Below are 21,186 nucleotides of genomic sequence, written 5' to 3'. Positions count from 1 at the left end.
TCCCGATAGATTGGGCCAATGGAGATTCCCGAGGGGCCGCTGCAGTGGGTGTACTATCCCATGACGCTGCTGCTGGTCGTCCTCGACGCCGCGATGCCGGTGGCCCCGTCGGAATTCATGGTGATCGGCGGCGGCACGCTGCTGGCCAACGGCGAACTGATCCTGCCGCTGGTGTTCCTGGCCGTGATGCTGGGCAGCTGGCTGGGCGACCTGCTGCTGTTCCTCCTCTTCCAGCGCGGCGTCAACACATGGCTTAATCGCTACAGCTGGGGCCGGCGGATCGACCGGGGCGTGACGCTGGCGCTGAGCAAGGCCGGCGAATCCTCCACCTATGCGGCGATAGTGGCAGCCCGCTTCATCCCGGGTGGGCGGACCGCGGCGGTGGCGGCCTCCGGGCTGGCGGATGTGCCGTTCAAGCCGTTCCTGCTCGCCTCGGCCGCCGGTTCAGCGCTGTGGGCCACGTGGATGATCGGACTGGGCTTCGCCGCTGGGCGGGTATCCGTGTTCCCGTTTTGGGTCAACATCCTGATCGGTACAGGCGTGGGCATAGTGGTGGGCTCGGTGATCGCCATGGTGATCGGCTTCCGACGGCGCAATAGCGGCAGCCGCACGCGCCCGGTCCGCGAATCCGCCGGCAACCCGGTCCCCGATCTAGGAGCCGAGTGAAACCGGAAAGTGACCTGGTCCAGCCCGTCCGCAAAGCCGCGGAGCCCCTGGCCGGCAGCATCCGTGCCGCGCTGGCGACGGACCTGGCCAGACAATGGGCAGTAACCGGCTCGCTGCTGCTCTGCCTGCTGGCCGGCATGCACGGCGCCGGCATGCTGGGCGGCGCCGGGATCAAAGACGCCGCTGCCGGCGCCTTCGCCCCCGACTTCACGCTGCTGGCGCTGGAGGCGCTGGCCTTCGGCATCTGGGGCGTGATCTATCTAGGCCTGCTCGGCTACACCATCTTCCAGTGGTGGCCCGCCGACCGCGCGTCGCAGCGGCAGCGCAGCATCGGGTGGGCGGTGGCAGCCTCGATGCTGCTCAACGCCGCCTGGATCATGGCCGCCCAGGCGGGCAACGTCGGCCTGACCCTGGTCCTGGTCCTGATGCTGGTGGCCGCGCTGGCATGGGTCATTGACGGTTTGTCCCGCTACCCCTCGCCCTACCGGGTGGACGCGCTGCTGGTGGACGGGCCGTTGGGCCTCTACGCCGGCTGGGTGCTGCTGGCCGCCGCCCTGAATGCCAGCAGCTGGCTGACCGTCCGCGGGATCGACTGGTTGGGCTGGGGCGGCGAGCTTTGGGCTGTCATCGCCGTGGCCGTCGTGTCTCTGGCCGGAGCCGTGATGGCGATGACCGGCCGCGGCCGGGTCTCCACCGTGCTGGCCCTGGCCTGGGGGCTAGGCTGGTTGACCTACGACCGCTTTTTGGGCGAGCCGCAGTCCGCTCCGGTGGCGATGGCCGCCGGCTTCGGACTGTTCTTCGTGCTGGTCTGCGGCATCTCCCGGCATTTCCAGGTGGGGCATGCGGAACGCCGCGCGCTGCGGCGCGGTGAGCCGCTGGACTGAGCAAACAGAGCAACCAACGACGGCGGCCGGCCGGATTCCGCGGGGGCGGCGGCGGATTCTGCGGGGGACGCTTGCCCCGGGGTCCGCGGGGCGCGGGTTCTGCAGGGGGGCGCAGCCCCGGGACGGTCTCAGCCGACGGGCGCCCATTTGCCGCGCGCTCGCCGGAGCACCGCGAGCCTGGCAGTGGTGGCGACTTCTTCGACGGCGTGCCGCATATTGGCTCCGGCTTGCAGCGCTTGGCGGTTTTCGGCGGCGTAGGCGTTGGCGTCAACGGTGAACCGGACGGTGATCCGCGGGACGCCGGCGACCACGTCCAACTGGTTGGCCTCCACGATGTGCGCCGAACCCACGGCCGCCACCGCAGCATCCATGACGGCCTCGGGCTGGTTCCCGGGCCGCAGGCCGGTGATGCTCAACTGGGCGCGGAAGGACGGCATCCCTCAACTTTAGCCGCGTCACGCGCCCCTGGTTCCAGGCGTCGTGCGCCGTCACGGCTGCCGTTCCGGGCCGGTCAGTGCGAACCGAGTTGGATGAGAAGCACGCCGGCGCCGATGAGCACGATGCCGGCAGTCATCAGCTTGGTCAGCGGTTCGTCGAAGAGGAACCTACCGATCAGCGCGGTCAGGGCCACCCCGCAGGCAGTCCAAATACCGTAGGCCATCCCTAGTCCAAGCCCTTCTCGCAGCGCCAGCGACAGGCAGGTAAAGGCGAGCAGGTAGCCGGCTGCCACGGCCACGAGCCATGCCCTGTGCCCGTCGATGCTGGCCCGCAGCGAGAGGGTCGCGGCTACCTCCACCAGGATCGCGACGGCTAGGAAGACCCACCCCATCACGTTGCGGCCTGCTCGGCGGAACGCGCCGCGGCCCGGCTCGCTCCCCATTGCACCAGCAGCACTCCGGCGACGGCCAGCGCCATGCCTGCCAGCATCACGGTAGTGAGCGGTTCGTGGAAGAGGACAGCGGCCAGGACCGCCGTCAGGGCAACCCCGAGCGCACCCCAGATCCCGTAGGCCACGCCGACCGGGATTCCTGCCCGCAGAACAGCGGCGAGGAAGGCAAACGACGTCACGTAACCGACGACGACCACAACATACAGAACTGGGTCGTCCAAAGCTGCCTTCAGCGACAGCGACGCCGCCACCTCACACACGATCGCCCCCGCGAGGAGCAGGCAGTTCTTCATGTATCAAACCTCCCCCACCAGCAGAGCAGGTTTCGCGTTGCATTGCACACCGGGAGTAAAACCGCGGGCGGGGAATCTGCTGGATCGGTCCTTGACCATCGAGCAGCCACCCTTGACGCCACGAACCAGTAGAGAATGATATGAGAGTGGAACCGGTCAAGGCGGCTGCCCCGCGCGCAGCCTCTTTGGCAACCAGTTCCGCACATCAGGATAACCACTGGCGCCGGTCAAGAGAGCCACTCGTGAAGCACTCACTCACTCCTGAATCCGACTTCCCCGCCCAATCCGGCGCAGCGCCGGAACAGCCGGAGTCCGGCAGCGGTTGGAACGCCGACACAGCGGCGGGGCCGACGGGCAGCGGCGCGGTGACCGTGGTCGAAGGTTCGTCGTTCTGCATCTCCTCCTCCGGCGGCGACATCTTTCCGGGCCTGACGCAGGGTGCCTTCTACCAGGACACAAGGATCCTGTCCGGCTGGAAATTAACTGTCGACGCGCTTCCGCTCGAGCCCCTGTTTGCCCGCGTCTTGGAGCCCTACCGCGCGCTCTTCGTCGGCCGCGCACGCCGAGCGGACGGACGCGCCGACTCTCCGCTGGTGATCCAACGCGAGCGCCTCATAGGTGCCGGGCTGCGCGAGGACCTCGTGGTGAGCAACCACTCGGCCCTGCCTGCCGAATGCGTTGTGGACCTACACGTGGATGCCGACTTTGCCGATCTCTTCGATGTCAAGGGCGGACGCGCGGCACCGCCGGCGCAATTGGTCCGGCGGGGTGACGGTGACGAACTGCTGCTCGAGGTCATCCGCGGCGGACGCAGGAGGGGCGTTGAGGTGCACGGCCGGGGCGCCATGGCAACCGAATATGCGCTCCACTTCCAAGTAACCGTCCCGGCACGCGGAAAATGGTCCACCAGCATCATCGTCACTCCGCTCGTTGAACAAGACCGGCCCGCAGAGCAGCTCGCCGCCGCCCACCCGGTAGCCGATCTTGAAGCGGCCCGCCGCCACCGGGACTGGGGGAAGTCAACGCCACAACTGGACGTGGAAAACGACGATATCGAGATGGTGCTGGTGCGCAGCCAAGAGGATCTCGGGTCGCTGCGTATTTTCGATCCCGATCATCCGGGCCGCGCAGTCGTGGCAGCCGGCGCGCCTTGGTTTATGGCGCTGTTCGGCCGGGACTCGCTGCTTTCCGCCTACATGGCGCTGCCCGTCGACCCCTCGCTGGCCCGCGGTACGCTGCAGACGCTCGCCGATCTGCAGGGCTCCAGCGTCAATCCGGACACTGAGGAGGAGCCGGGACGCATCCTTCACGAGGTGCGCATGGGCGTGACCGCCGGGGCTATTCTCGGCGACCGTGCCGCGTATTACGGAACGGCCGATGCTACTCCCCTGTTCGTCGTCCTGATGTCGGAGCTGAATCGGTGGGGCATGGAGAAGGAGGTCCTGCAGTCGCTGCTGCCGCACGCCGACCGCGCCTTGGCATGGATCCGCGACTTCGGAGACCGGGACGGAGACGGGTTTGTGGAGTACAGCCGGGCCGCTCCCCATGGATTGATCAACCAGGGCTGGAAGGACTCTTGGGACGGCATCAACTTTGCGGACGGCCAGTTGGCCGAGCCGCCTATCGCCCTGTGCGAGGTGCAGGGGTATGTCTACAGTGCGTATGTCGGACGCGCCCTGCTTGCGGCTGCCGCCGGTGACGAGGAACTGGTGGCGGAGTGGGGGAACCGCGCCGCAGCTCTGAAAGAGGAGTTCAACCGGCACTTCTGGCTCCCGGACAAGGGGTACTACGCCATAGCGCTGGACGGTAAAAAGCGGCCGGTGGACGCCTGCGCCTCCAACATGGGGCACTGCCTGTGGTCCGGGATTGTCGACGACGACAAGGCAGCCAAAGTAGCCGCCCGATTGATGTCGCCGGAAATGTTTACCGGGTGGGGGATCCGGACGCTGGCCTCTGACATGGGCGCCTACAATCCGGTCAGCTATCACAATGGCTCAGTTTGGCCCCACGACAGCACGTTGGTCGCCAGCGGGCTGATGCGGTACGGCTTCGTCGAGGAGGCCCGGAAGGTAGCCACCGGACTCTTCGACGCAGCCATCCGTTTCGGCGGACGGTTGCCGGAACTGTTCTGCGGTTTCGACCGGGATGAGTACGACGTGCCGGTGCCCTATCCCACCTCCTGTTCGCCGCAGGCCTGGGCCGCCGCCTCCCCGGTCCAACTGATGCGCACGCTCTTGCGCCTGGATCCTTACCTTCCGGCGAAAGAGCTGTGGCTGGATCCCACGATTCCCGATGACTTTGGATCGTTCCGTGCAGACAACATGCTGTTGGGAAACTCGCGGGTTTCCCTGACGGCAAGCGGACAGCGCTTCTCCGTGGAGGGACTTCCTCCCGGCGTGACGCTGCGTCACGGCACACGGTCGCCTTTGGCAGAGCTGCTGCTGGTGAACGGCCGAGAAGCGTCGGGCGAGGCAGGCTCCGTAGGGGATCGTTAGGCTGCCGTCCGGGCGCCAAGAACCATCAGGGAGGAGGCAGTGATGCGCATCGGTCTCATTGCTCCGCCATGGCTCCCGGTCCCGCCCCGCGCGTACGGCGGAACGGAAAAGGTCGTCGACACTCTGGCCCGTGGTTTCGTAGAAGCCGGCCACGAGGTGCTGCTGGCGGCAGCAGCCGACAGCACATGCCCCGTTCCTCTGGTTCCAGGCACAGAACCTTCTGATCCGGACACCATCGGCAATGACCAAGCTGAGCTGTACCATGTCATCCGGGCCTACGAAGGACTGAAAAGCGTAGACCTCGTCCACGACCATACTTTGGCAGGACCCTTGTACCGGGACAGGCCCCCTTCCCTTCCAGTGGTCACGACAGTTCATGGGCCGTTGACGGCGCAGCTGGCCGGGATCTATCAGGCGATGGCCCGGCACGTGCCCATCGTGGCCATCTCGCACCAGCAGTTGGCCGGGTCCAGCCTCAGGGCAGCCGCCGTCATTCACCACGGCATCGACACGGCTGCAGTGCCCGTCGGCGATGGTCGGGGCGGCTATGTCTGTTTCCTGGGCCGGATGTGTCAGGACAAGGGGGTGGCACATGCCCTCGCCATCTCCCGCATCGCAGGGATTCCGTTGAAGATCGCCGCCAAGATGCGCGAGCCCGAGGAGTTACGGTATTTTCACGATGTCATCGAACCCCTGTTAGGGCATGATGAAGAATTCCTCGGTGAAGTCGGCGACGGCGACAAGTACCGGCTGCTGGGCGAGGCCCTGGCACTGCTCAACCCCATCCAGTGGGCCGAGCCTTTCGGCCTCGTCATGATCGAGGCGCTGGCCACCGGCACGCCCGTGGTGGCCACGCCGCGGGGAGCGGCCCCGGAGATCATCAAGCCCGGCGTCACCGGATATCTGGCGCTGGACAATCGGGGGCTCGCCGACCTGTTGCCGCTCGCGGCCACGCTGGACCGCCGGGTCTGCAGGGCAACGGCGGAAGAAAGATTCAGCGCGGAACGCATGACGGCGGATTACCTGCACCTCTACGCGCGGCTACTGGCAGGACCCTGAGCGCGCAGCCTAGCGGCGGTGGATGGACTTGTAGCTCAGGTAGGCGTTGAGCCCCTCAATCCCGTACTCGGTGCCCAGACCGGAGTCGTGTCGGCCGCCGAACGGGGCGGAATGGTTGGAGGCGAAGAAGTTGATGCCCACCGATCCGGTATCCATCCGGTCGGCAACCGCGAGCGCCGCGTCCTGGTCCCGGCCGAACACGATGCCGCCCAGGCCGAACTCGGTGTTGTTCGCCAGTGCCACGGCGGCGTCCACGTCCGTGTACTTCAACACGGAAATGACCGGCCCGAAAACCTCTTCGCGGGAAATCCGCATCTCCGGCGTGACATCGGCGAAGACCGTGGGCTGCACGAAGTAGCCACCCTCCAGTCCGCCGCCGAGCCGCGCCGCCCGCCCGCCGGTGGTGGCGCGGGCGCCTTCCAACCGGGCGGAATCAAGATAGTCCAGCACAGTCCGGTACTGCGACTCGGTGGCCGCGGGCCCGAAAACGGTGGCCGGATCCAGCGGATCGCCCTGCACCCCGGCGGCGATGGTCGCGGTCACCATGTCCACCACCTGGTCATAACGCGAGGCGGGGGCCAGAATCCGGGTGGAGATGTAGCAGGTCTGCCCGGTGTTGCGCATGCAGGAGCGCACCAGCACCTTGGACATTTCATCCAGGTCGGCGTCCTCGAGCACCACCGCGCTGGACTTGCCGCCCAGTTCCAGCGTGACCGGCCGCAGCAGTTCCCCGCACGCGGCCGCGATCTTGCGGCCCACCGGGGTGGAACCCGTGAACGCCACCTTGTCGACGCCGGGGTGCTTCACCAATGTGTCGCCCAGCCGCCCGGACCCGGTGACGAGGTTGACCACGCCGGCCGGCACGCCCGCGGCGGCCACCGCATCCACAATCAACCGGAAGGACAGCGGCGTGGGCGAGGCCGGCTTCATCACCACCGTGCAGCCGGCCAGCAGCGCGGGCGCCAGCTTGATCACCATCAGGTTGATCGGAAAATTCCACGGCGCAATCAGCCCGCACACCCCTACCGGGTCGCGGCGCACCACCGACTCGCCGCCGCCGCGCGGGAACGGCCGCAAGTCCTCGCGTTCCAGGTAGTCGGCGAGCGTGGCGAAGTAGCGGAAGATGCCGGCCGCGTTGGCCGCGGCACCGGAGGATTCGGAGACCGGGGAGCCGTTCTCGCGGGTATTGGTCAGGGACAACGCCCCGGCCCGCTTTTCCACCTCGTCAGCGATCCGCAGCAAATATGCCGCACGCTCGGAAGGCGCCAGCGTCGGCCACGGGCCGGCGTCGAAGGCCCGTCGGGCCGCGGCCACCGCGGCGTCGACGTCCTCGACCGTCCCATCCGGCACCGATCCCCACACCTGTCCGGTGGCCGGGTCCGTGACCGGGTTGCGGCCGGTCCCGCGGGCCGGGACCCAGCCGCCGTCAACAAACACGTCGTCCACATGGGTGTAGGGCAGCTCCAGTGCCTCGCGGGCGGCCAGCGCCGGCGCCGTGGCTGGCCCGGCGGCTGTTCCCGCTGCGGCGGACGACGCCGGGGCTCCCCCGGGTGCCGCGGCTGCGGTGTGCGGTGTGCTGGTCATCGGATGACTCCCGTCTTCAGCAGGGCCCGGGAACGCTCCAGGTCTGCGGTTCCCATCGCCAGCGCGGCCTCGGTGATTAGTTCCGGTATGATCTCCACGCCCAATCGGTCGGTGTACACGTCCGGCGTCATGCCGAACCAGGTCGAGGCCAGCGCAATGCCTGCGTGGTCAAACCGCCACAGCCGGTCGGCGTCGCGGACCAGTGCGTCCTCCAGCGAGTACGCCACATGGCGGGTGTCATGCCCGTCGATGATTTCGCAGACCCGGTCCACAAACTCCGCGGCGTAGCCCAGACCGGGCAGCACCCGGCGGGCCACCTCGCAGCCCTCGGCCTCATGCTCGAACCGGATGGCGGCCTTGCGCCAGTCGCCGGTAAAGCCCTCGGAGAGGATCCGGGACTCGTCCACATGTGCCCAGCCGGTGTCGTGCAACAGGATGGCCACCCGGACCAGTTCCGCGTCGGCCTCCGGGTACGCCCGGCAGAGCCGTTCGGCGAAGGCCAGCGAGATCGGCAGGTGGATGTCGTTGCCGCGGCTGCGCGTCTCCCGCACCACCGCCTGCCAGATCGCATCCAGGTCGCCAACGGCGGCGGGAGTGGTCGAGATGGGCGTGGTGTCCACCAACCCGGTGGCCGGCAACGGCCGGACCGGATGGGCGGCGGCAAAGGCCACGGCGCGCGGGTCGTCGGCCGGATCAGTCTGGCCTCCGACCCGCGCGGGAATGGTGCCGCGGGCCTCCGGGGTTTGCGTCTCGGGGGTGCTCATGGGTGGGTCTCCTAGGGGTGCGGCGTGCCGGGTAGGCTGCTCAGCCGTCCGTCGCAATGGTCTTGAGGACGACGGCGGGATCCGCTGCGGCGTCCGCGGGGATGTTCTGGCCCTTGGCCAGGGCGTTCTTGACCGCCATGAAGTCCAGCGGCGCGTTGACGCAGTCGGCGGCAATGATCTGCCCGCCGCGGTAATACAGCACGGAGAACTTGCCGCGCTCATCATCGCGGCGGACCACGGTCTGGTCGTAACCGAGCGTGAGCCCGGCGATCTGCAGTTTCAGGTCCGCCTGGTTGGACCAGAACCACGGGATGCCCGCGTAGTCCTCGCGCCGGCCCATCAGGGAGTAGGCGGCCACCTTGGCGTGTTCGATCGCGTTGTTCACGCTCTCCAGCCGGATCCGCTCGCCCTCCGGCGAGCCGGGCAGCGGGTTCGGCATGTTCGCCACGTCGCCCACCGCCACGGTGGTGCCGTCGGAGGCGAGCGCGTGCCGGTCCACCACAATGCCGTTGTCCACCTCCAGGCCGAGCTGCTCGGCGAGCTCGGTGTTCGGCACCACGCCGATGCCCACCAGCACCAGCTGGGCGGGCACCACGGTGCCGTCCTCCAGCCGGACGCCGGAGACCCGGCCGCCGTCCGCGGGGGTGAGTTCCTGGATCCGCGCATTGAGCCGGATGTCCAGCCCGCGTTCGCGGTGCGCGGTGAGGAAGTACTCGCTGGTCTCTTCCCCCACCGCCCGGCCGATCAGCCGCGGCCCGTATTCCAGCACGGCGACGTTCTTGCCCATCTTGTGCAGGCTGGAGGCGGCCTCCAGCCCGATGAAGCCGCCGCCGATCACTACGGCATCCTGGACGCCGTCCAGTTGGGCCTTCAGTGCCAGCGCGTCGTCGGCATTGCGCAGGTAAACCACACCGTCCAGGTCCGCTCCGGGCACCTGCAGCTTGCGGGCCCGGGCCCCCACGGTCAGCGCCAACCGGCGGAATGGGAATTCCGCCCCGGAGGCCGCGTGGGCCACGCCCGAACCGTCGGCCTCCTTGTCGATCCGCTCGATCCGCTCGCCCTTGACCAGGGCCACGTTGTGGTCCTCCCAGTACTGGTTGGACCGGAAGATCAGCGATTCGCTTTCCACCGTGCCCTGCAGGAACTCCTTGGACAGGGCCGGGCGCTGGTAGGGGCGGTGGTCTTCCTCGCCCAGCAGGGTGATGTGTTCGTCGAAGCCCAGCGCCCGCAGCGATACGGCCAACTGGACCCCGGACTGGCTGGCGCCGATGATCAGCAGCCCCGTGCGCACGGCGCCGTCGGCCGCCTCGGCGGGCACCGTCGTCGTTGTGGTGGTGGTGTCCATGGTCCTACACCTGGGTTTCCGGGGTGGTGACGTAAATGTCCTGGCCCTCGCAGAGCTTGAGCTGGCAGGACAGCCGCGAATTGTCCTCGCGGTCCACGGCCGTGCCGTAGAGCATTTCGTCTTCCATTTCTTCCATCTCCGGAAGCTGGTCGAGGATGTCCTCGCGGACAAAAACGTGGCAGGTCGCGCAGGATAGCGAGCCGCCGCATTCGGCGACGATCCCGGGCACGCCGTTGCGCACCGCGGTCTCCATGACGGAGTCGCCGGGGTTGCCTTCGACGTCGCGGACGGCGCCTTCAGCGTCGGTGAATTGAACCGTAGGCATGGGTTCTCCTTCGGGTTGCAGTGCTAGATGAACTGGCGGCCGCCGTCGACCACCATGGTTTGTCCGGAGATGTAGGAGCTGTCCGGTCCGGCGAGGAAGAGCGCAGCGCCCACAATGTCCTCGGGCTGGCTGGCGCGCTTGAGCGCGCCGCGGTCCACGCCGTAGTTCTCGGCGTTCTCCATCAATCCGTAGCTGGCCTCGGTGAGGGTGAAGCCGGGCGCGATCGCGTTGACGGTGATGTTGCGCCGGCCCAGTTCCTTGGCCAGCACCCGGGTCATCGCCACCACGCCGCCCTTGGACGCGACGTAGTGCAGCCACTGCTCCGAGCCGGAGTAGATAGTGGCGGAGGACAGGTTGATGACGCGCCCGCCGTCGGGCAGGTACGGGCTCGCGGCGCGGGTCATGAGCCACGGGCCCTTCAGGTTCACGTTCATCACCAGGTCCCATTCGGCCGGGTCGATCTCCTCGAACGGAGTGCGGGTCACCGTCGCGTAAATGGCGGCGTTATTGAGCACGACGTCGATACTCCCCTGCCCGAAGGCGGCGCACCTTTGGGCGAGGGCCTCGGTGGAGGCGACGTCCGTGACATCGGCCTCGAAGGCTTCGGCCTCCGCTCCGGCTTCGCGGACCAGCGCCGCGGTCTTCTCGGCGCCGGCCAGGTTGGTGTCGGCCGCCGCCACCTGGTAGCCGCGGGACGCGAAGCCCAGGGCGAAGGCCCGGCCGAGTCCGCCGGCGGCGCCGGTGATCAGCACCGTCCGCGTGCCGGACCCCGCGGTGGGGTTGCCGCCGTCGGGAGTGGCTGCGGCGTCCAGTGGAGGCTGTGTCATTGGTCTAACTTTCCTGTTGGGATGTGCCGGGCCGGGGCCCCGCGAAGGGACTCGCCCGACCCGGCAGTGGGAGCGCCTGTTAGGGGCGCCGGTGCTCAGACGTGGCTGTGGCTGTGCGCGCCGGGGCCTTCGACGACCGTTGTAGTCGGTTCTTCGGCGTCCAGAATTTGCACGGTTCCCTTGGTACCGTCCACCCGTAGCCGCTGGCCGGTCTTGATGGTGGTGGACCCGGACCCGGTGCCGGTCACCGCTGGCAGCCCGTATTCACGGCAGACTATCGCGGCGTGGCTCATCATGCCGCCGATGTCCGTGACCGTGGCCTTGATCTTGCCGAAGATAGGGCCCCAGCTCGGCGCGGTCACGGTGGCCACCAGGATTTCGTCCTGCTGCACCTCGGCGAGCTGGTCGGAATCGTGGATCACCCGCGCATACCCTTCCACCACGCCCGGGGACGCGGCCATGCCGCGCAGCCCGCCGCCCTCGACCTCCTCGCCTTCGCCCAGCCACTGCTGGACCTGCTCGGTGGTGATGCCCCAGAGCATCCGGGTGAACGGTTCGGTGATGGATTCCGGCGGGGTGTTCAGCGCCGGCGCCGGCCGCGCGGTCTTGAGCGCGTTCACAATGCCGCGGCGGCGTTCGATTTCCTCCGGCCAGTAGGTGGGGCCGATCGGTTCGGCGCCCACGCCCCAGCCGGTGACCAGGTCGAAGAGCGCGTCGCGGACCTCGTTACGGTTGAGGTAGAGCAGGTCATCCGGCTCGGTCCAGAAGCCCTCGGCGTGCATCATCCGGGAGAGCTCGCGGATCTTGCGCCAGAAGACGCCCATGGTCCAGTGCTCAATGTAGAAGTTGTGGTTCTCCACGTACGGGTACGCGGTGGCGGCCAGCTGGCGCTTCGCGTCGAACACCGTCTGGGCCTCGCCCTCGAGCAGGTCGCGGTATTCCTCCACGATCCGTTCCTTCTCCGCCACCAGCTCCGCGACCGGGCGCATGATCTGCTGGCCTTCGTCCAGCCGGCGGATGTAGTCGGCGATGTAGCCCAGCGGGATTTCCTGGTGCTCGTTCCAGTACTTGTCGTGCCCGTAGAAGCCGTTGCCCACGGTGAAGTTGAACCACGGATCCTTGGCTTCCTCGTAGCGGGCAATCCAGCGCTCGCCGCCCGCGGAGGCGCGGACCGAGGCCAAGGTGGCATCGACGTCGTCGGTGTTGGCGAAGGCAGACTGGATGCCCAGTTCCACCGCCAGCTTGGCCAGGTGCTTGAGCTCGTCGTCCGGGCGGAACAGTTCCATGTCCACGCCCTGGACCATGGTGGCGATCGACTGGTCCGGGATGTTCGGGAACACTTCCTTGCAGAAGTTGAAGAAGTCCAGGTAGGCGATGTAGCCCAGGTTCAGGAACTCGAAGTGGTACTGCCAGTTCTGGTAGGCCAGCTGGATCAGCCGGTCGTAGTTCTCCAGCAGTACCTCGGAGCCGTCCATCGCCTTGCCCGTGGTGATGTCCTCCATCGGGACCATGTCCGGCAGCTTCTTGAAGGAGAGTGTCTCCATCTCGTCGATGGTGCCGCGGACCTTCACGTGCCACTGCTTGAGCAGTTCCTCCCAGTTCTGGAAGTAGTGACCCACCCGCTGCTCGAAATGCGGGACGCGGGCGGCGATCTGGTCCTCCGGAACCGGGATCGGGGACATGTACAGATAGCCCAGGTGCACGCGGAACTCGATGCCGTTGGCGTTGGGGATCATCAGGTGCCGGGCGTTGTACTGGCCCAGGCACTTGACCGCGAACTCACCGCCGATGGTCTCGAACGGCTTGTAGACGGTGGGCCAGTGCTGGCTGTCGCAGAACCAGAACTTGGCGTCTTCCTGTTCCTTGAGCTTGTCCTGGAACACCAGATAGTAGGGGTAGATCTTCTCCCAGCCCTCGGCGCCGGCGGGTACCGGCAGTTCGGACGGCTTCGGGAAGGACTTCATGGACATGGCGGTCCTTTCGGTGGCGGGCTGAAGCGTTGAGCCTTCAGTGGGCGGTTCGGTGGAACGGTGGAACCTAGCAGGTAACGCAGTGGAAACTGTGGAACGGGTGGTGCAGTAAAACGGTCAGATGGAGGCTTTCATCAGCGAGGCGGTGATGCTGCCCAGGCTGAAGCCTGACGTGCCGGAGGCCGGGTTGCCGGAGGCCGGGTTGCCGGAGGCGTCCGTGGCTTTCGGGATGCCCGCTCCGAGCACCGAGGCGTAGCCGCCGGTTCCCGGGGTTGCCGCGGAGGAGGCGGATTTTTTGGCGGAGTGCACGGTTTCCGGGCGGGACTGCAGCAGGAGCAGGTTCTCGCCGTCGGGCAGGTCGTGGTCCAGCGCCCACTCGATGTCCTGCGGGCACTTGTAGTGCTTCTCCGCGCGCTTGGCCATCTGTGCGACTGCTTTCAATTCGTCATCGGTCAGGCAGCGGCGGGACCGGCGTTCGGCGTCGACTTCCCGCTCGATCAGGCTGCGGGCCGAGGCATCGGGCACCAGTTCGGCGTGCTTGTCCCCAATGTGTTCCGCTACAGAGACCAGCGTGACCTTGTCCAGCACGATGTTGTCCGGCGTGACCTGCCCGGACACCACCATTTCGCCGACGCCGTAGGACGCGTCGATGGTGATCTTGGAGCGGTCCCCGTTGGCCGGATCCAGCGTCATGGCGACGCCGGAGACCTTGGCGTTGACCATCTTCTGCACCACCACGGCCATGGACAGGCCCTCGTCAGGGATGTTGTTCTTCAGCCGGTAGATGATGGCGCGGGAGGTGTACAGCGATGCCCAGCACTGGCGGATGTGCTCGCCCACGGCGGCGAATCCTTCGAGCCACAGGTAGGTGTCCTGCTGGCCCGCGAAGGATGCGTCCGGCAGGTCCTCGGCGGTGGCGGAAGAGCGGACGGCCACCGGCACCGGTTCGTCGAAGCGGGACATCAGGTCCTCGTAGGCCTCGATGGTCTGAGCGCGCATGTCGGCCGGAACCGGCCGGGAGCAGATGTCCTCGCGGATGGCGGCGGACACAGAGTCCACCTGGGCAACGTCTTCGGGGTCGAGACCGGCCAGCAGCTGGTTGATGTGCCCCGTGATGCCGGCTTCCTGCATGAAGCGGTCGAACTGGGCGGTGGTGACCACGAAGCCTGGGGGCACCGGCATGCCAGCCGACGTCATGGTGACCAAGGATGCACCCTTGCCGCCGAGGTTCTCGAGCTTGGGTTCGACGCCGCCGTCGAAAAATTGGATGAATTCATTGCTGTGCATGGTGTTCAGGCCTCCCAGCTAACGGGAACGGTTTCGGGAACGCGGAAGGAGATGTTCTCGCGGAACTCAATGCCCTCCGGGCTCTTCAGTTTCAGGTTGGGTGCCAGCCGGGCCACCTCTTCGAGCGCGATCTTGGCCTGCAGTTTGGCCAGCATGTTGCCCAAGCAGTAGTGGATGCCGAAGCCGAAGGACAGGTGCTCGCGGGCGTTGCCGCGGGAGATGTCGAACTCCTCGCCGTCCTCGAAGCGGGCTGCGTCGCGGTTGGCGGAGCCCATCAGCAGCAGCAGTTCGCCGCCCTCCGGGATCTTGACCCCGCCCACTTCGGTGTCCTTAAGCGCCTTCCGGCGCCAGCCGACGATCGAGCCGGCGAAACGCAGCACTTCGTCGATGGCGGCCGGGATCTTCTTGGGCTCCTCCACCAGCTGCTGCCACTGCTCCGGACGGGCCAGCAGCACGCGCAGCGAGTTGGCGATCAGCGTGGTGGTGGTCTCGTGCCCGGCGAACAGCAGGGAGTACAGGATCGAGGCGATCTCGTGGTCGCTGATCTCCGCGCCGTCCTGCTGCGCCTTGACCAGGTCGGCGGTCAGGTTGTCGCCGCCTTCCTCGTGGGCCACGCGGACCAGGCGCAGGCACTCCTGCCAGTACTCCACCAGGTTGTGGGCGTGCGGGATCTGCTCTTCGTCGCTCAGGTCGCCCCAAGTCATGGCCGCGCGGGAATCGGACCAGCGCTTGAACGTGTCCACCTGCGAGACGTCGGCGCCGATCAGGGTCAGGATGGTGACCGTCGGCACGGTGTAGGCCAGGTCCTTGACCAGTTCGCCGCGGTGCTCCGGGCGCGCCAGCATTGCCTCCAACTGGTCCACCACGTTCTGCCGGATGAACGGTTCCAGCGCCTTGTAGCGGCGCGGGGTGAAGGCCTTCTGGGCCACCGCGCGGATCCGGGTGTGCTCGGGCGGGCGGCGGGCCGACAGGCCCGAGTAGGCGGTGAAGCCCCCGTCTTCCATGATCTTGGCGGCCTGCGGGCCCCGCTTGCGCACGGGGGCCTGGGCGTTCTCGCTGGAGAAGGTTTCCCAGTCGTCGAAAACGGCCTTGATGTCGTCGTAGCGGGAGACAACGTAGTAGCCCACCCGCTCGTCGAACATGACGGGCTGTTCGTTCCGCAGCTCGGCATAGGCCGGGAACGGGTCCTTCATCTGGAACGGCTCGTAGCCGTGGTGTCCGGCAGGGGCCTCGGCACCGTGGCCAAACGGACAAGCTGCCGTTTCGGTTGAGGAAGACATCTGGAACTCCTTGGGGTCGGGCTCCCGCGGCGGCCGTTTCCGGCTCCAGCGGGTTGATCTGACTCCAGTGTTGCCCACGTCACCCTGTGACACACATCTATGGCTTCCACTGAGTGGAAACGAATAGTGCTTACCGTCTCTCGCTTGCTTGACCGGGCGGGACAAGGAGTTGCGCCGTCATCGCCCCAAGCGGCTTAGGTTTTCCGCGCGACATGGCTGCCCAGCAGCGACTCGAGCGGGATATGCGCGGTGGCCCGTTCAATCTGCGCCGAAACCCCACGCAAGGCCGGAAGATGTCGGGCCATCGTCCCCGCTTGGGAAGTCAGCAGCACCAGCCCCAGGCCGGCACCGATCCTGCCGGTGTGAAAGACGGGCACGGCGATGGAACAGGAGCCCAGCCGGACTTCCTCCAGCGTGGTGGCATAACCCTGCTCGCGGATCTGGTCCAGCTCCTCGGCCAGCCGCCCGGGAACAATGTGGGTGTGGGCCGTGGACCGCTCCAGTTGCCGGTTGAGATAGGCGGTGCGGACCCATTCCTCCTCGTACGCCAGGATCACCTTGCCGACGGCGGTGGCGTGCATCGGCAGCCGTCCGCCCACCCTGGAGGCACGCGGGACTCGCTTGGTGCCGTAGATGCGCTCGATGTAGAGCACCTCGTGGCCTTCCCGGACGGCCAGTTGCGAGGTTTCTCCGGTGAGCGAGAACAGGTCCTGCACGAACGGCCGCGCGGCATCGCGCAATTGGCGGCCTGCGTTCTGCGCCAGCTCCCACAGGCGAATGCCCAATTGGTACCGGCCGTTGGCGCCGCGGGAGAGGAAGCCCCAGTCCGTCAGCTCGGCGACCAGCCGGTGCGTGGTGCTCAGCGGCAGGCCCGAGCCCTCGGCAATCTGGGTCAGGCTCAGCGCGGTCCGGGATTGTTCGAAGGCTTCCAGAATGGCCAGCACGCGGGACGTGACCGAACGCCCCGGCTCACTGCTACCGCCGGCCATAGCTGCCTCCCACATTCCGCAGGTGGACCCGCGGAGCCGGGCACCGTCGTCGTCATTGCATCCGCGCTCCACCGCCGGCGCCCCAGCGGCAGCCGGCCGACACCGAGTCTAACGCGCCAGCAGCGCCTGGCGCTGCGGCCACAGCGTTGCCGATTCCAGCGCGGACAACGCCCGGGCCATGGCCTCGGCCTCCGCCGTGAATAGGTGGCCGAGCACGCGCTGACTGCAGAGCCGCAGGGCCTGGCCGCGATCCAGCCCGAACCATTCCATCACCGTGTCGAGGCCGTGCGGGCTGAGCCGCCAGGTCTTGTCCGCATCCTTGACGATCGCGTCCTCGATGGAGAGCGCTTCCTTGCGTGAATCGTGTCCGTCGATGATCTCCAGGATGCGCGGAATGAGCGCCGCGTCATGGCCTGCGCGCTCCAGGATCCCCGCCGCCAGCCGGGCACCTTCCTTCTCATGCAGCAGCACCAGGTCGGACCGGCCGCCGCCGGGGGCGATGGCGGACAGCACCTCGTCCGGCGGCACCCGGGACCAGCCGATGTCGTGCAGCATGATCGCCGGAAGCACGACGCCGGCGTCGGCCTCCGGATGTGCGGCAAGCATGGCCTGGGCCAGGCCGAACGCGTACAACGTGTGGGCGTCGTTGTCCCGGATTGTCAGGAGTGGCGCGGCCTGCTCCCAGATCCGCGCCAGATGCTCGTCCAACTGCAGCACGCCGTCCGGTTCGGCCTCGATGGCGGCGGTGACGTCGTGGCCGAACAGGTTTTCGGAGGGCTGCAGCTTGGTCATGCTCCACAGCATGCCGGGCCGGGCCGCGGCGGGCAACCCGGGGTTTCCGCTGGGCGGAAGGGGTGCGGGGTGGGGCGATTGCCGCGGCGGTTGGCTGGGGCGCCACGGGCGGGCGGGACAGGCCTGGACCGGCAGCCCCTTCAGTGGGACCGGACGCAGGAGGCGTCGAGGCGGCACCGTCCGTTACACCGCCACCGTCGAGGCGGCACCGTCCGTTACACCGCCACCGTCAAGGCGGCACCACTACGTGTGCTGTCCACGTTTTACCGGATGCTTAAGCATCATGCCTAGTCAGAGGGTGGTAGTTCACCCGAAACGTGGACAGTTACTGCTGAACATGGACAGTTCGTCGCCGAGGGGCCCAGCCAGAACGGCCCGCAGCCAGCCATCGCCGGAAGTGGGGTGCACCGCCGGTGGATGCGTGCCGGGCCCGAAGTGGCGTGCCGGGCCGGTGGATGCGTGCCGGGCCCGAAGTGGCGGGCCGGGCCCGAAGTGGGGTGCACCGCCGGTGGATGCCAGCCGCCCGTTCACTTTTCGCTCCCATGTCTTGCCAGCCTCCGCGAGCATCGTCCCACGTCAGGGCGGTTTGGGTCGGCCGAAACGTGGGCCGATAAGCCGAAACGTGGGAGCGAAGGCCGAAGACACCCACCGGACCGGCAGACGCGCCCGTCCCGCGCTGCCCCAGCCTAGACACCACGCCCGCCCTCGCTACCCGGTATTCCGCAGGCCGGCGGCAATCCCGTTGACGGTGATCAGCATGGCCCGCTGCAGCGCCTCGTCCGGCTCCGACGCCCGGATGCGCCGCAGCAGCTCAACCTGCATGTAGGAGATAGGGTCCAGGTACTGGTCGCGGACGTCCAGCGAGCGCTGGAGCACCGGCTGGTTGTCCAGCAGCTGGTTTTCGCCCGTGAGCATCCGGATTTCCGCCACGGTGAGCTCGTACTCGGCGCGGATGTCGTCGAACAGGTGCCGCAGCTCGGCGGGAACCAGCGTGCCGACGTAATGCGCCGCAATTTCCAAGTCGGTCTTGGCCAGCGTCATTTCCACGTTCGAGATGAAGGACTGGAAGTAGTGCCAGTTGCTGATCATCTCGCGCAGCAGCGGCTGGAGTCCGGCGGCCCGGGCGGCGCGCAGTCCGCTGCCCACGCCGTACCAGCCGGGAACGATCTGCCGTGACTGGGTCCAGCCGAACACCCAGGTAATGGCCCGCAGCTTGCCGAACCCCGGACCGGCGGCGGGGCCGGCTTCCGGGCGGGCCGCCGGACGCGAACCGAATTTCACCGCGCTCAGCTGTTCGACCGGCGTCGACGCCCGGAAATACTCCGGCAGATCCGGATGCTCCACCAGCGAGCGGTAGCGCCCATAGGCCGCCCCGGAGATCTCCTCCATCGCGGCGTGGAACCGGCCGCGCTCGGCCTCTGACGTCCTCGGTTCCTGGTGCAGCGCAGACGCCTGCAGCACGGCCGCCAGCGCCAGCTCCAGGTTTTCCCGCGCCAGCTCCGGCAGCGTGTACTTGTCCGAAATGACTTCGCCCTGCTCGGTGAACTTGATCTCGCCGGCCAGCGCGCCGTTGGGCTGGGCGAGGATCGCGTCGTAGGTCGGTCCGCCGCCGCGCCCCACCGAGCCGCCGCGGCCGTGGAAGAAGCGCAGCCGCACGCCGTGCCGTCCCGCTACATCCCGCAGCACCAGTTGGGCCTTGTGGATCTCCCACTGGCTGGTGGCCACGCCGGCTTCCATGTTGGAGTCGGAGTAGCCGAACATGACTTCCTGCAGGTCCCCGCGCAGCTGCACGATCCGGCGGTACTGGGGATCCGAGAGCAGATCGTCCAGAATCCGGCCGCCGCTGCGCAAGGCCTCCACGCTTTCCAGCAGCGGCGCGAACCCGATCAGTGCCTCCGGCTCGGACCCGCTGAGGTCCAGCAGGCCAGCTTCGCGGGCCAGCACAACCGCCGCCAGCACGTCGTCGGCGCCGCGTACCCGGGACACGATGTACGTCTCCACCGCGTCCGGGCCGTACTGGCGCAGGGCGTCGGCAATCGCCTGGAACACCTCCAACGTCCGCGCGCGCTTCTTTTTCAACGACGACGGCGGTGCCAGCGGCCCGGGCACGAGCAGCAACGAGGAAAGCAGCTGTTGCCGCGGACCGGTCCCCAGCTCCAGGTAATTTTCCGCCGGTCCAGCTTCCACCGAAGCGGCAGGGGTACCCGCCGTTGCAGCAGGGGCACCCAGCGTCGCCGGGGATCCCGATGCTCCCGTCGCCGTTGCCGCCGGCGCACCCAACGTCGCCGGGGATCCCGCCGCACCCCCAGGCACCCCGGCCGGCACACGTTCCGCGTCGCGGGCCGCCAGCAGCGCCGCGACGGCCTTGTGGTGCTTGCTCGCGTTGTCCCGGAAATCCAAGGTGGCCAGATGCAGGCCGATGGTGGACACCGCCCGGCGCACCGCGGCCAGCGAACCGTCGGCCACCAGCGACGCGGTATGCGCGCGCAGCGACTGCTCGATCAACGCCAGGTCGGCCAGCACCTCGGCCGTCGAGCTGTAGTCCCGCCCTGGTTCATGCGGGAGCCGGCGCTGGATCCGGGCGCTGGTATTGAGCAGCTTCGCTTTGATGCAGGTCAGCTTCAGCCGGTACGGCTCGTTCGCGTTCAGCTCGCGCACCCGCGGGTCCAAGCCGGGCAGGTTCGCCAGGTCTTCGGCCACGGAGTCGAGCAGCTCGACGCTCGCGGCCACGATCGTCGTCGAGTTGGAGAGCACCGCGATCAGCGTGTCCACAAAGCCGATGTTGATCCGCACGGCATGCTGGTTCTGCATTTGGAAGACCTCATGCGTCACGTCCACGGTCACATGCGGATTGCCGTCCCGGTCGCCGCCGATCCACGAGCCGAAGCGCAGCGGGGCACCGTCGTCGGGCAGTGTCACGCCGTGTTCCGAAAGCAGCTCGGCCAGGTCCCCCATCAGCTCCGGCATGGTGTTGGTGAGGATGTTGCCCAGGTAGTAGGCGGCGTTGCGGGCCTCATCCACCGGGCTGGGCCGCACGTGCCGCAGCTCGTCCGTCTGCCACATCTGGTCGATGATTTCGGCCAGCCGCCGGTCCTGCCGCCGTCGTGCCGTGCTGCCTTCCGCCGTCGTCGTGGAGAGCAGATCGGAGATGGCCCGCAGCTTGTCCAAAACGGTCCGGCGCGACGCCTCGGTGGGATGGGCGGTGAAGACCGGACGCACGTCCAGTTGGTTGACCGCGCGCTGCAGCGCTTCCGGTCCGGCTTCATCGGCGATCTGCGCGACGGTGCGCAGCAGCTGTCCGTCCTCCTCGGGCCGGCGGCGCAATTGGCGCACGCGGTGCACCTGTTCGGCGGCGTTGGCCAGATGGAAGTAGAAGGCGAACGCCCGCACCAGATCGGTGGCCTCGCCCACGTCCAGGCCGGCGAGCAACTCGCGGACCTGGTCGATCACGTCGCGGGCGGTCCACGGCCCGGTTGCTTCGCCCTCGCCGCGGGCGGCTTCCTTGGATTCCTTGGTCAGCAGCCGCACCTGTTCCACCAGGTTTAGCAAATCCGGCCCGTGCTGGCGCACCAGCGATTCGCCCAGCAGCGTGCTCACCCGGCGCACGTCGGCGCGCAGGCTCGCGTCGAGGTCCCGATCGCGGGCGGCGTGGGGCATGGCCGTATCCTTTCGCGTCCTACAGGGCTTGCCGGTTGATGCCGGCACGGCGGATTCAGCAGCCTGGCGCGGCATCCCCT

General features: G+C 67.8%; 18 protein-coding genes. 4 read left to right on the top strand and 14 right to left on the bottom strand.

What is annotated here, in order from left to right:
- Window positions 1–18: 18 nt before the first annotated feature.
- Entirely contained in the window at window positions 19–666 is a 648-nt protein-coding gene (locus AC5RWT_RS06485; RefSeq protein ID WP_494079609.1) for a DedA family protein, read from the top strand.
- The gene (locus tag AC5RWT_RS06480) at window positions 663–1,550 is read left to right on the top strand and encodes a TspO-related membrane protein (RefSeq protein WP_494079608.1); all 888 of its coding nucleotides are present in this window, start codon (window positions 663–665) and stop codon (window positions 1,548–1,550) included. The genes AC5RWT_RS06485 and AC5RWT_RS06480 overlap by 4 nt, the downstream gene beginning before the upstream one ends.
- Window positions 1,551–1,678: 128 nt before the next feature.
- Here the strand turns inward: AC5RWT_RS06480 and AC5RWT_RS06475 are convergent, their stop codons facing one another.
- The 3 genes from AC5RWT_RS06475 to AC5RWT_RS06465 all read right to left on the bottom strand — a co-directional run bounded on the left by AC5RWT_RS06475 (window position 1,679) and on the right by AC5RWT_RS06465 (window position 2,732).
- Window positions 1,679–1,987, bottom strand: a complete 309-nt coding sequence (locus AC5RWT_RS06475) for a hypothetical protein (protein ID WP_494045084.1) — start codon at window positions 1,985–1,987, stop codon at window positions 1,679–1,681.
- 74 nt (window positions 1,988–2,061) lie between these two features.
- A complete protein-coding gene (locus AC5RWT_RS06470) occupies window positions 2,062–2,379 on the bottom strand; it encodes a DMT family transporter (RefSeq protein WP_494079640.1) in 318 nt (105 codons plus the stop codon).
- The gene (locus tag AC5RWT_RS06465) at window positions 2,379–2,732 is read right to left on the bottom strand and encodes a DMT family transporter (protein WP_494045086.1); all 354 of its coding nucleotides are present in this window, start codon (window positions 2,730–2,732) and stop codon (window positions 2,379–2,381) included. The genes AC5RWT_RS06470 and AC5RWT_RS06465 overlap by 1 nt, the downstream gene beginning before the upstream one ends.
- Window positions 2,733–3,097: 365 nt before the next feature.
- On the opposite strand from AC5RWT_RS06465, the gene AC5RWT_RS06460 reads away from it, so the two are divergent.
- Together AC5RWT_RS06460 and AC5RWT_RS06455 are read left to right on the top strand one after the other, a co-directional pair.
- Window positions 3,098–5,227: an amylo-alpha-1,6-glucosidase gene (locus tag AC5RWT_RS06460; protein ID WP_494079639.1), complete on the top strand. Its 2,130-nt coding sequence runs from the start codon at window positions 3,098–3,100 to the stop codon at window positions 5,225–5,227.
- A 42-nt stretch (window positions 5,228–5,269) separates the two neighbouring features.
- Entirely contained in the window at window positions 5,270–6,286 is a 1,017-nt protein-coding gene (locus AC5RWT_RS06455) for a glycosyltransferase family 4 protein (RefSeq protein ID WP_494079607.1), read from the top strand.
- A gap of 9 nt (window positions 6,287–6,295) precedes the next feature.
- On the opposite strand, the gene AC5RWT_RS06450 is transcribed toward AC5RWT_RS06455, so the two are convergent.
- From AC5RWT_RS06450 to AC5RWT_RS06400, 11 genes are all read right to left on the bottom strand, one after another.
- Window positions 6,296–7,870: an aldehyde dehydrogenase family protein gene (locus AC5RWT_RS06450; RefSeq protein WP_494079606.1), complete on the bottom strand. Its 1,575-nt coding sequence runs from the start codon at window positions 7,868–7,870 to the stop codon at window positions 6,296–6,298.
- Window positions 7,867–8,634 carry an HD domain-containing protein gene (locus AC5RWT_RS06445; RefSeq protein ID WP_494045089.1) on the bottom strand — a complete coding sequence of 256 codons (768 nt, stop codon included), beginning with the start codon at window positions 8,632–8,634 and terminating at the stop codon, window positions 7,867–7,869. Before AC5RWT_RS06445 ends, AC5RWT_RS06450 begins: the two co-directional genes overlap by 4 nt.
- Window positions 8,635–8,674: 40 nt before the next feature.
- Window positions 8,675–9,979, bottom strand: a complete 1,305-nt coding sequence (locus AC5RWT_RS06440; RefSeq protein ID WP_494079605.1) for an NAD(P)/FAD-dependent oxidoreductase — start codon at window positions 9,977–9,979, stop codon at window positions 8,675–8,677.
- Between the two features lie 4 nt (window positions 9,980–9,983).
- Window positions 9,984–10,304, bottom strand: a complete 321-nt coding sequence (locus AC5RWT_RS06435; RefSeq protein ID WP_494079604.1) for a 2Fe-2S iron-sulfur cluster-binding protein — start codon at window positions 10,302–10,304, stop codon at window positions 9,984–9,986.
- A 23-nt stretch (window positions 10,305–10,327) separates the two neighbouring features.
- The gene (locus AC5RWT_RS06430) at window positions 10,328–11,131 is read right to left on the bottom strand and encodes an SDR family NAD(P)-dependent oxidoreductase (RefSeq protein WP_494079603.1); all 804 of its coding nucleotides are present in this window, start codon (window positions 11,129–11,131) and stop codon (window positions 10,328–10,330) included.
- A gap of 95 nt (window positions 11,132–11,226) precedes the next feature.
- Window positions 11,227–13,101: a PEP-utilizing enzyme gene (locus AC5RWT_RS06425; RefSeq protein WP_494079602.1), complete on the bottom strand. Its 1,875-nt coding sequence runs from the start codon at window positions 13,099–13,101 to the stop codon at window positions 11,227–11,229.
- A gap of 117 nt (window positions 13,102–13,218) precedes the next feature.
- Window positions 13,219–14,388 (bottom strand): PEP/pyruvate-binding domain-containing protein, encoded by a 1,170-nt coding sequence (locus AC5RWT_RS06420; RefSeq protein WP_494079601.1) that lies wholly within the window; start codon window positions 14,386–14,388, stop codon window positions 13,219–13,221.
- A 5-nt stretch (window positions 14,389–14,393) separates the two neighbouring features.
- Entirely contained in the window at window positions 14,394–15,668 is a 1,275-nt protein-coding gene (locus AC5RWT_RS06415; protein WP_494079600.1) for a cytochrome P450, read from the bottom strand.
- Window positions 15,669–15,862: 194 nt separating this feature from the next.
- Window positions 15,863–16,657 carry an IclR family transcriptional regulator gene (locus AC5RWT_RS06410; protein WP_494045096.1) on the bottom strand — a complete coding sequence of 265 codons (795 nt, stop codon included), beginning with the start codon at window positions 16,655–16,657 and terminating at the stop codon, window positions 15,863–15,865.
- A gap of 108 nt (window positions 16,658–16,765) precedes the next feature.
- Complete coding sequence (locus AC5RWT_RS06405) at window positions 16,766–17,449, bottom strand: HD domain-containing protein (RefSeq protein WP_494079599.1); 684 nt, start codon at window positions 17,447–17,449, stop codon at window positions 16,766–16,768.
- A gap of 708 nt (window positions 17,450–18,157) precedes the next feature.
- Window positions 18,158–21,106: a phosphoenolpyruvate carboxylase gene (locus AC5RWT_RS06400; RefSeq protein WP_494079598.1), complete on the bottom strand. Its 2,949-nt coding sequence runs from the start codon at window positions 21,104–21,106 to the stop codon at window positions 18,158–18,160.
- Between the last annotated feature and the right edge of the window lie 80 nt (window positions 21,107–21,186).

The organism is Arthrobacter sp. Dra40 (genome assembly GCF_059091905.1).
The sequence above is the reverse complement of the archived record's forward strand: the minus strand, read 5'-3'. Positions and strand labels throughout refer to the sequence as shown.

Coding starts and splice junctions, on each gene's coding strand:
- AC5RWT_RS06485 (WP_494079609.1), top strand. CDS start 19: ATGGAGATTCCCGAGGGGCCGCTGCAGTGGGTGTACTATCCCATGACG.
- AC5RWT_RS06475 (WP_494045084.1), bottom strand. CDS start 1,987: ATGCCGTCCTTCCGCGCCCAGTTGAGCATCACCGGCCTGCGGCCCGGG.
- AC5RWT_RS06470 (WP_494079640.1), bottom strand. CDS start 2,379: ATGGGGTGGGTCTTCCTAGCCGTCGCGATCCTGGTGGAGGTAGCCGCG.
- AC5RWT_RS06465 (WP_494045086.1), bottom strand. CDS start 2,732: ATGAAGAACTGCCTGCTCCTCGCGGGGGCGATCGTGTGTGAGGTGGCG.
- AC5RWT_RS06455 (WP_494079607.1), top strand. CDS start 5,270: ATGCGCATCGGTCTCATTGCTCCGCCATGGCTCCCGGTCCCGCCCCGC.
- AC5RWT_RS06450 (WP_494079606.1), bottom strand. CDS start 7,870: ATGACCAGCACACCGCACACCGCAGCCGCGGCACCCGGGGGAGCCCCG.
- AC5RWT_RS06445 (WP_494045089.1), bottom strand. CDS start 8,634: ATGAGCACCCCCGAGACGCAAACCCCGGAGGCCCGCGGCACCATTCCC.
- AC5RWT_RS06440 (WP_494079605.1), bottom strand. CDS start 9,979: ATGGACACCACCACCACAACGACGACGGTGCCCGCCGAGGCGGCCGAC.
- AC5RWT_RS06435 (WP_494079604.1), bottom strand. CDS start 10,304: ATGCCTACGGTTCAATTCACCGACGCTGAAGGCGCCGTCCGCGACGTC.
- AC5RWT_RS06430 (WP_494079603.1), bottom strand. CDS start 11,131: ATGACACAGCCTCCACTGGACGCCGCAGCCACTCCCGACGGCGGCAAC.
- AC5RWT_RS06425 (WP_494079602.1), bottom strand. CDS start 13,101: ATGTCCATGAAGTCCTTCCCGAAGCCGTCCGAACTGCCGGTACCCGCC.
- AC5RWT_RS06420 (WP_494079601.1), bottom strand. CDS start 14,388: ATGCACAGCAATGAATTCATCCAATTTTTCGACGGCGGCGTCGAACCC.
- AC5RWT_RS06415 (WP_494079600.1), bottom strand. CDS start 15,668: ATGTCTTCCTCAACCGAAACGGCAGCTTGTCCGTTTGGCCACGGTGCC.
- AC5RWT_RS06410 (WP_494045096.1), bottom strand. CDS start 16,657: ATGGCCGGCGGTAGCAGTGAGCCGGGGCGTTCGGTCACGTCCCGCGTG.
- AC5RWT_RS06405 (WP_494079599.1), bottom strand. CDS start 17,449: ATGACCAAGCTGCAGCCCTCCGAAAACCTGTTCGGCCACGACGTCACC.
- AC5RWT_RS06400 (WP_494079598.1), bottom strand. CDS start 21,106: ATGCCCCACGCCGCCCGCGATCGGGACCTCGACGCGAGCCTGCGCGCC.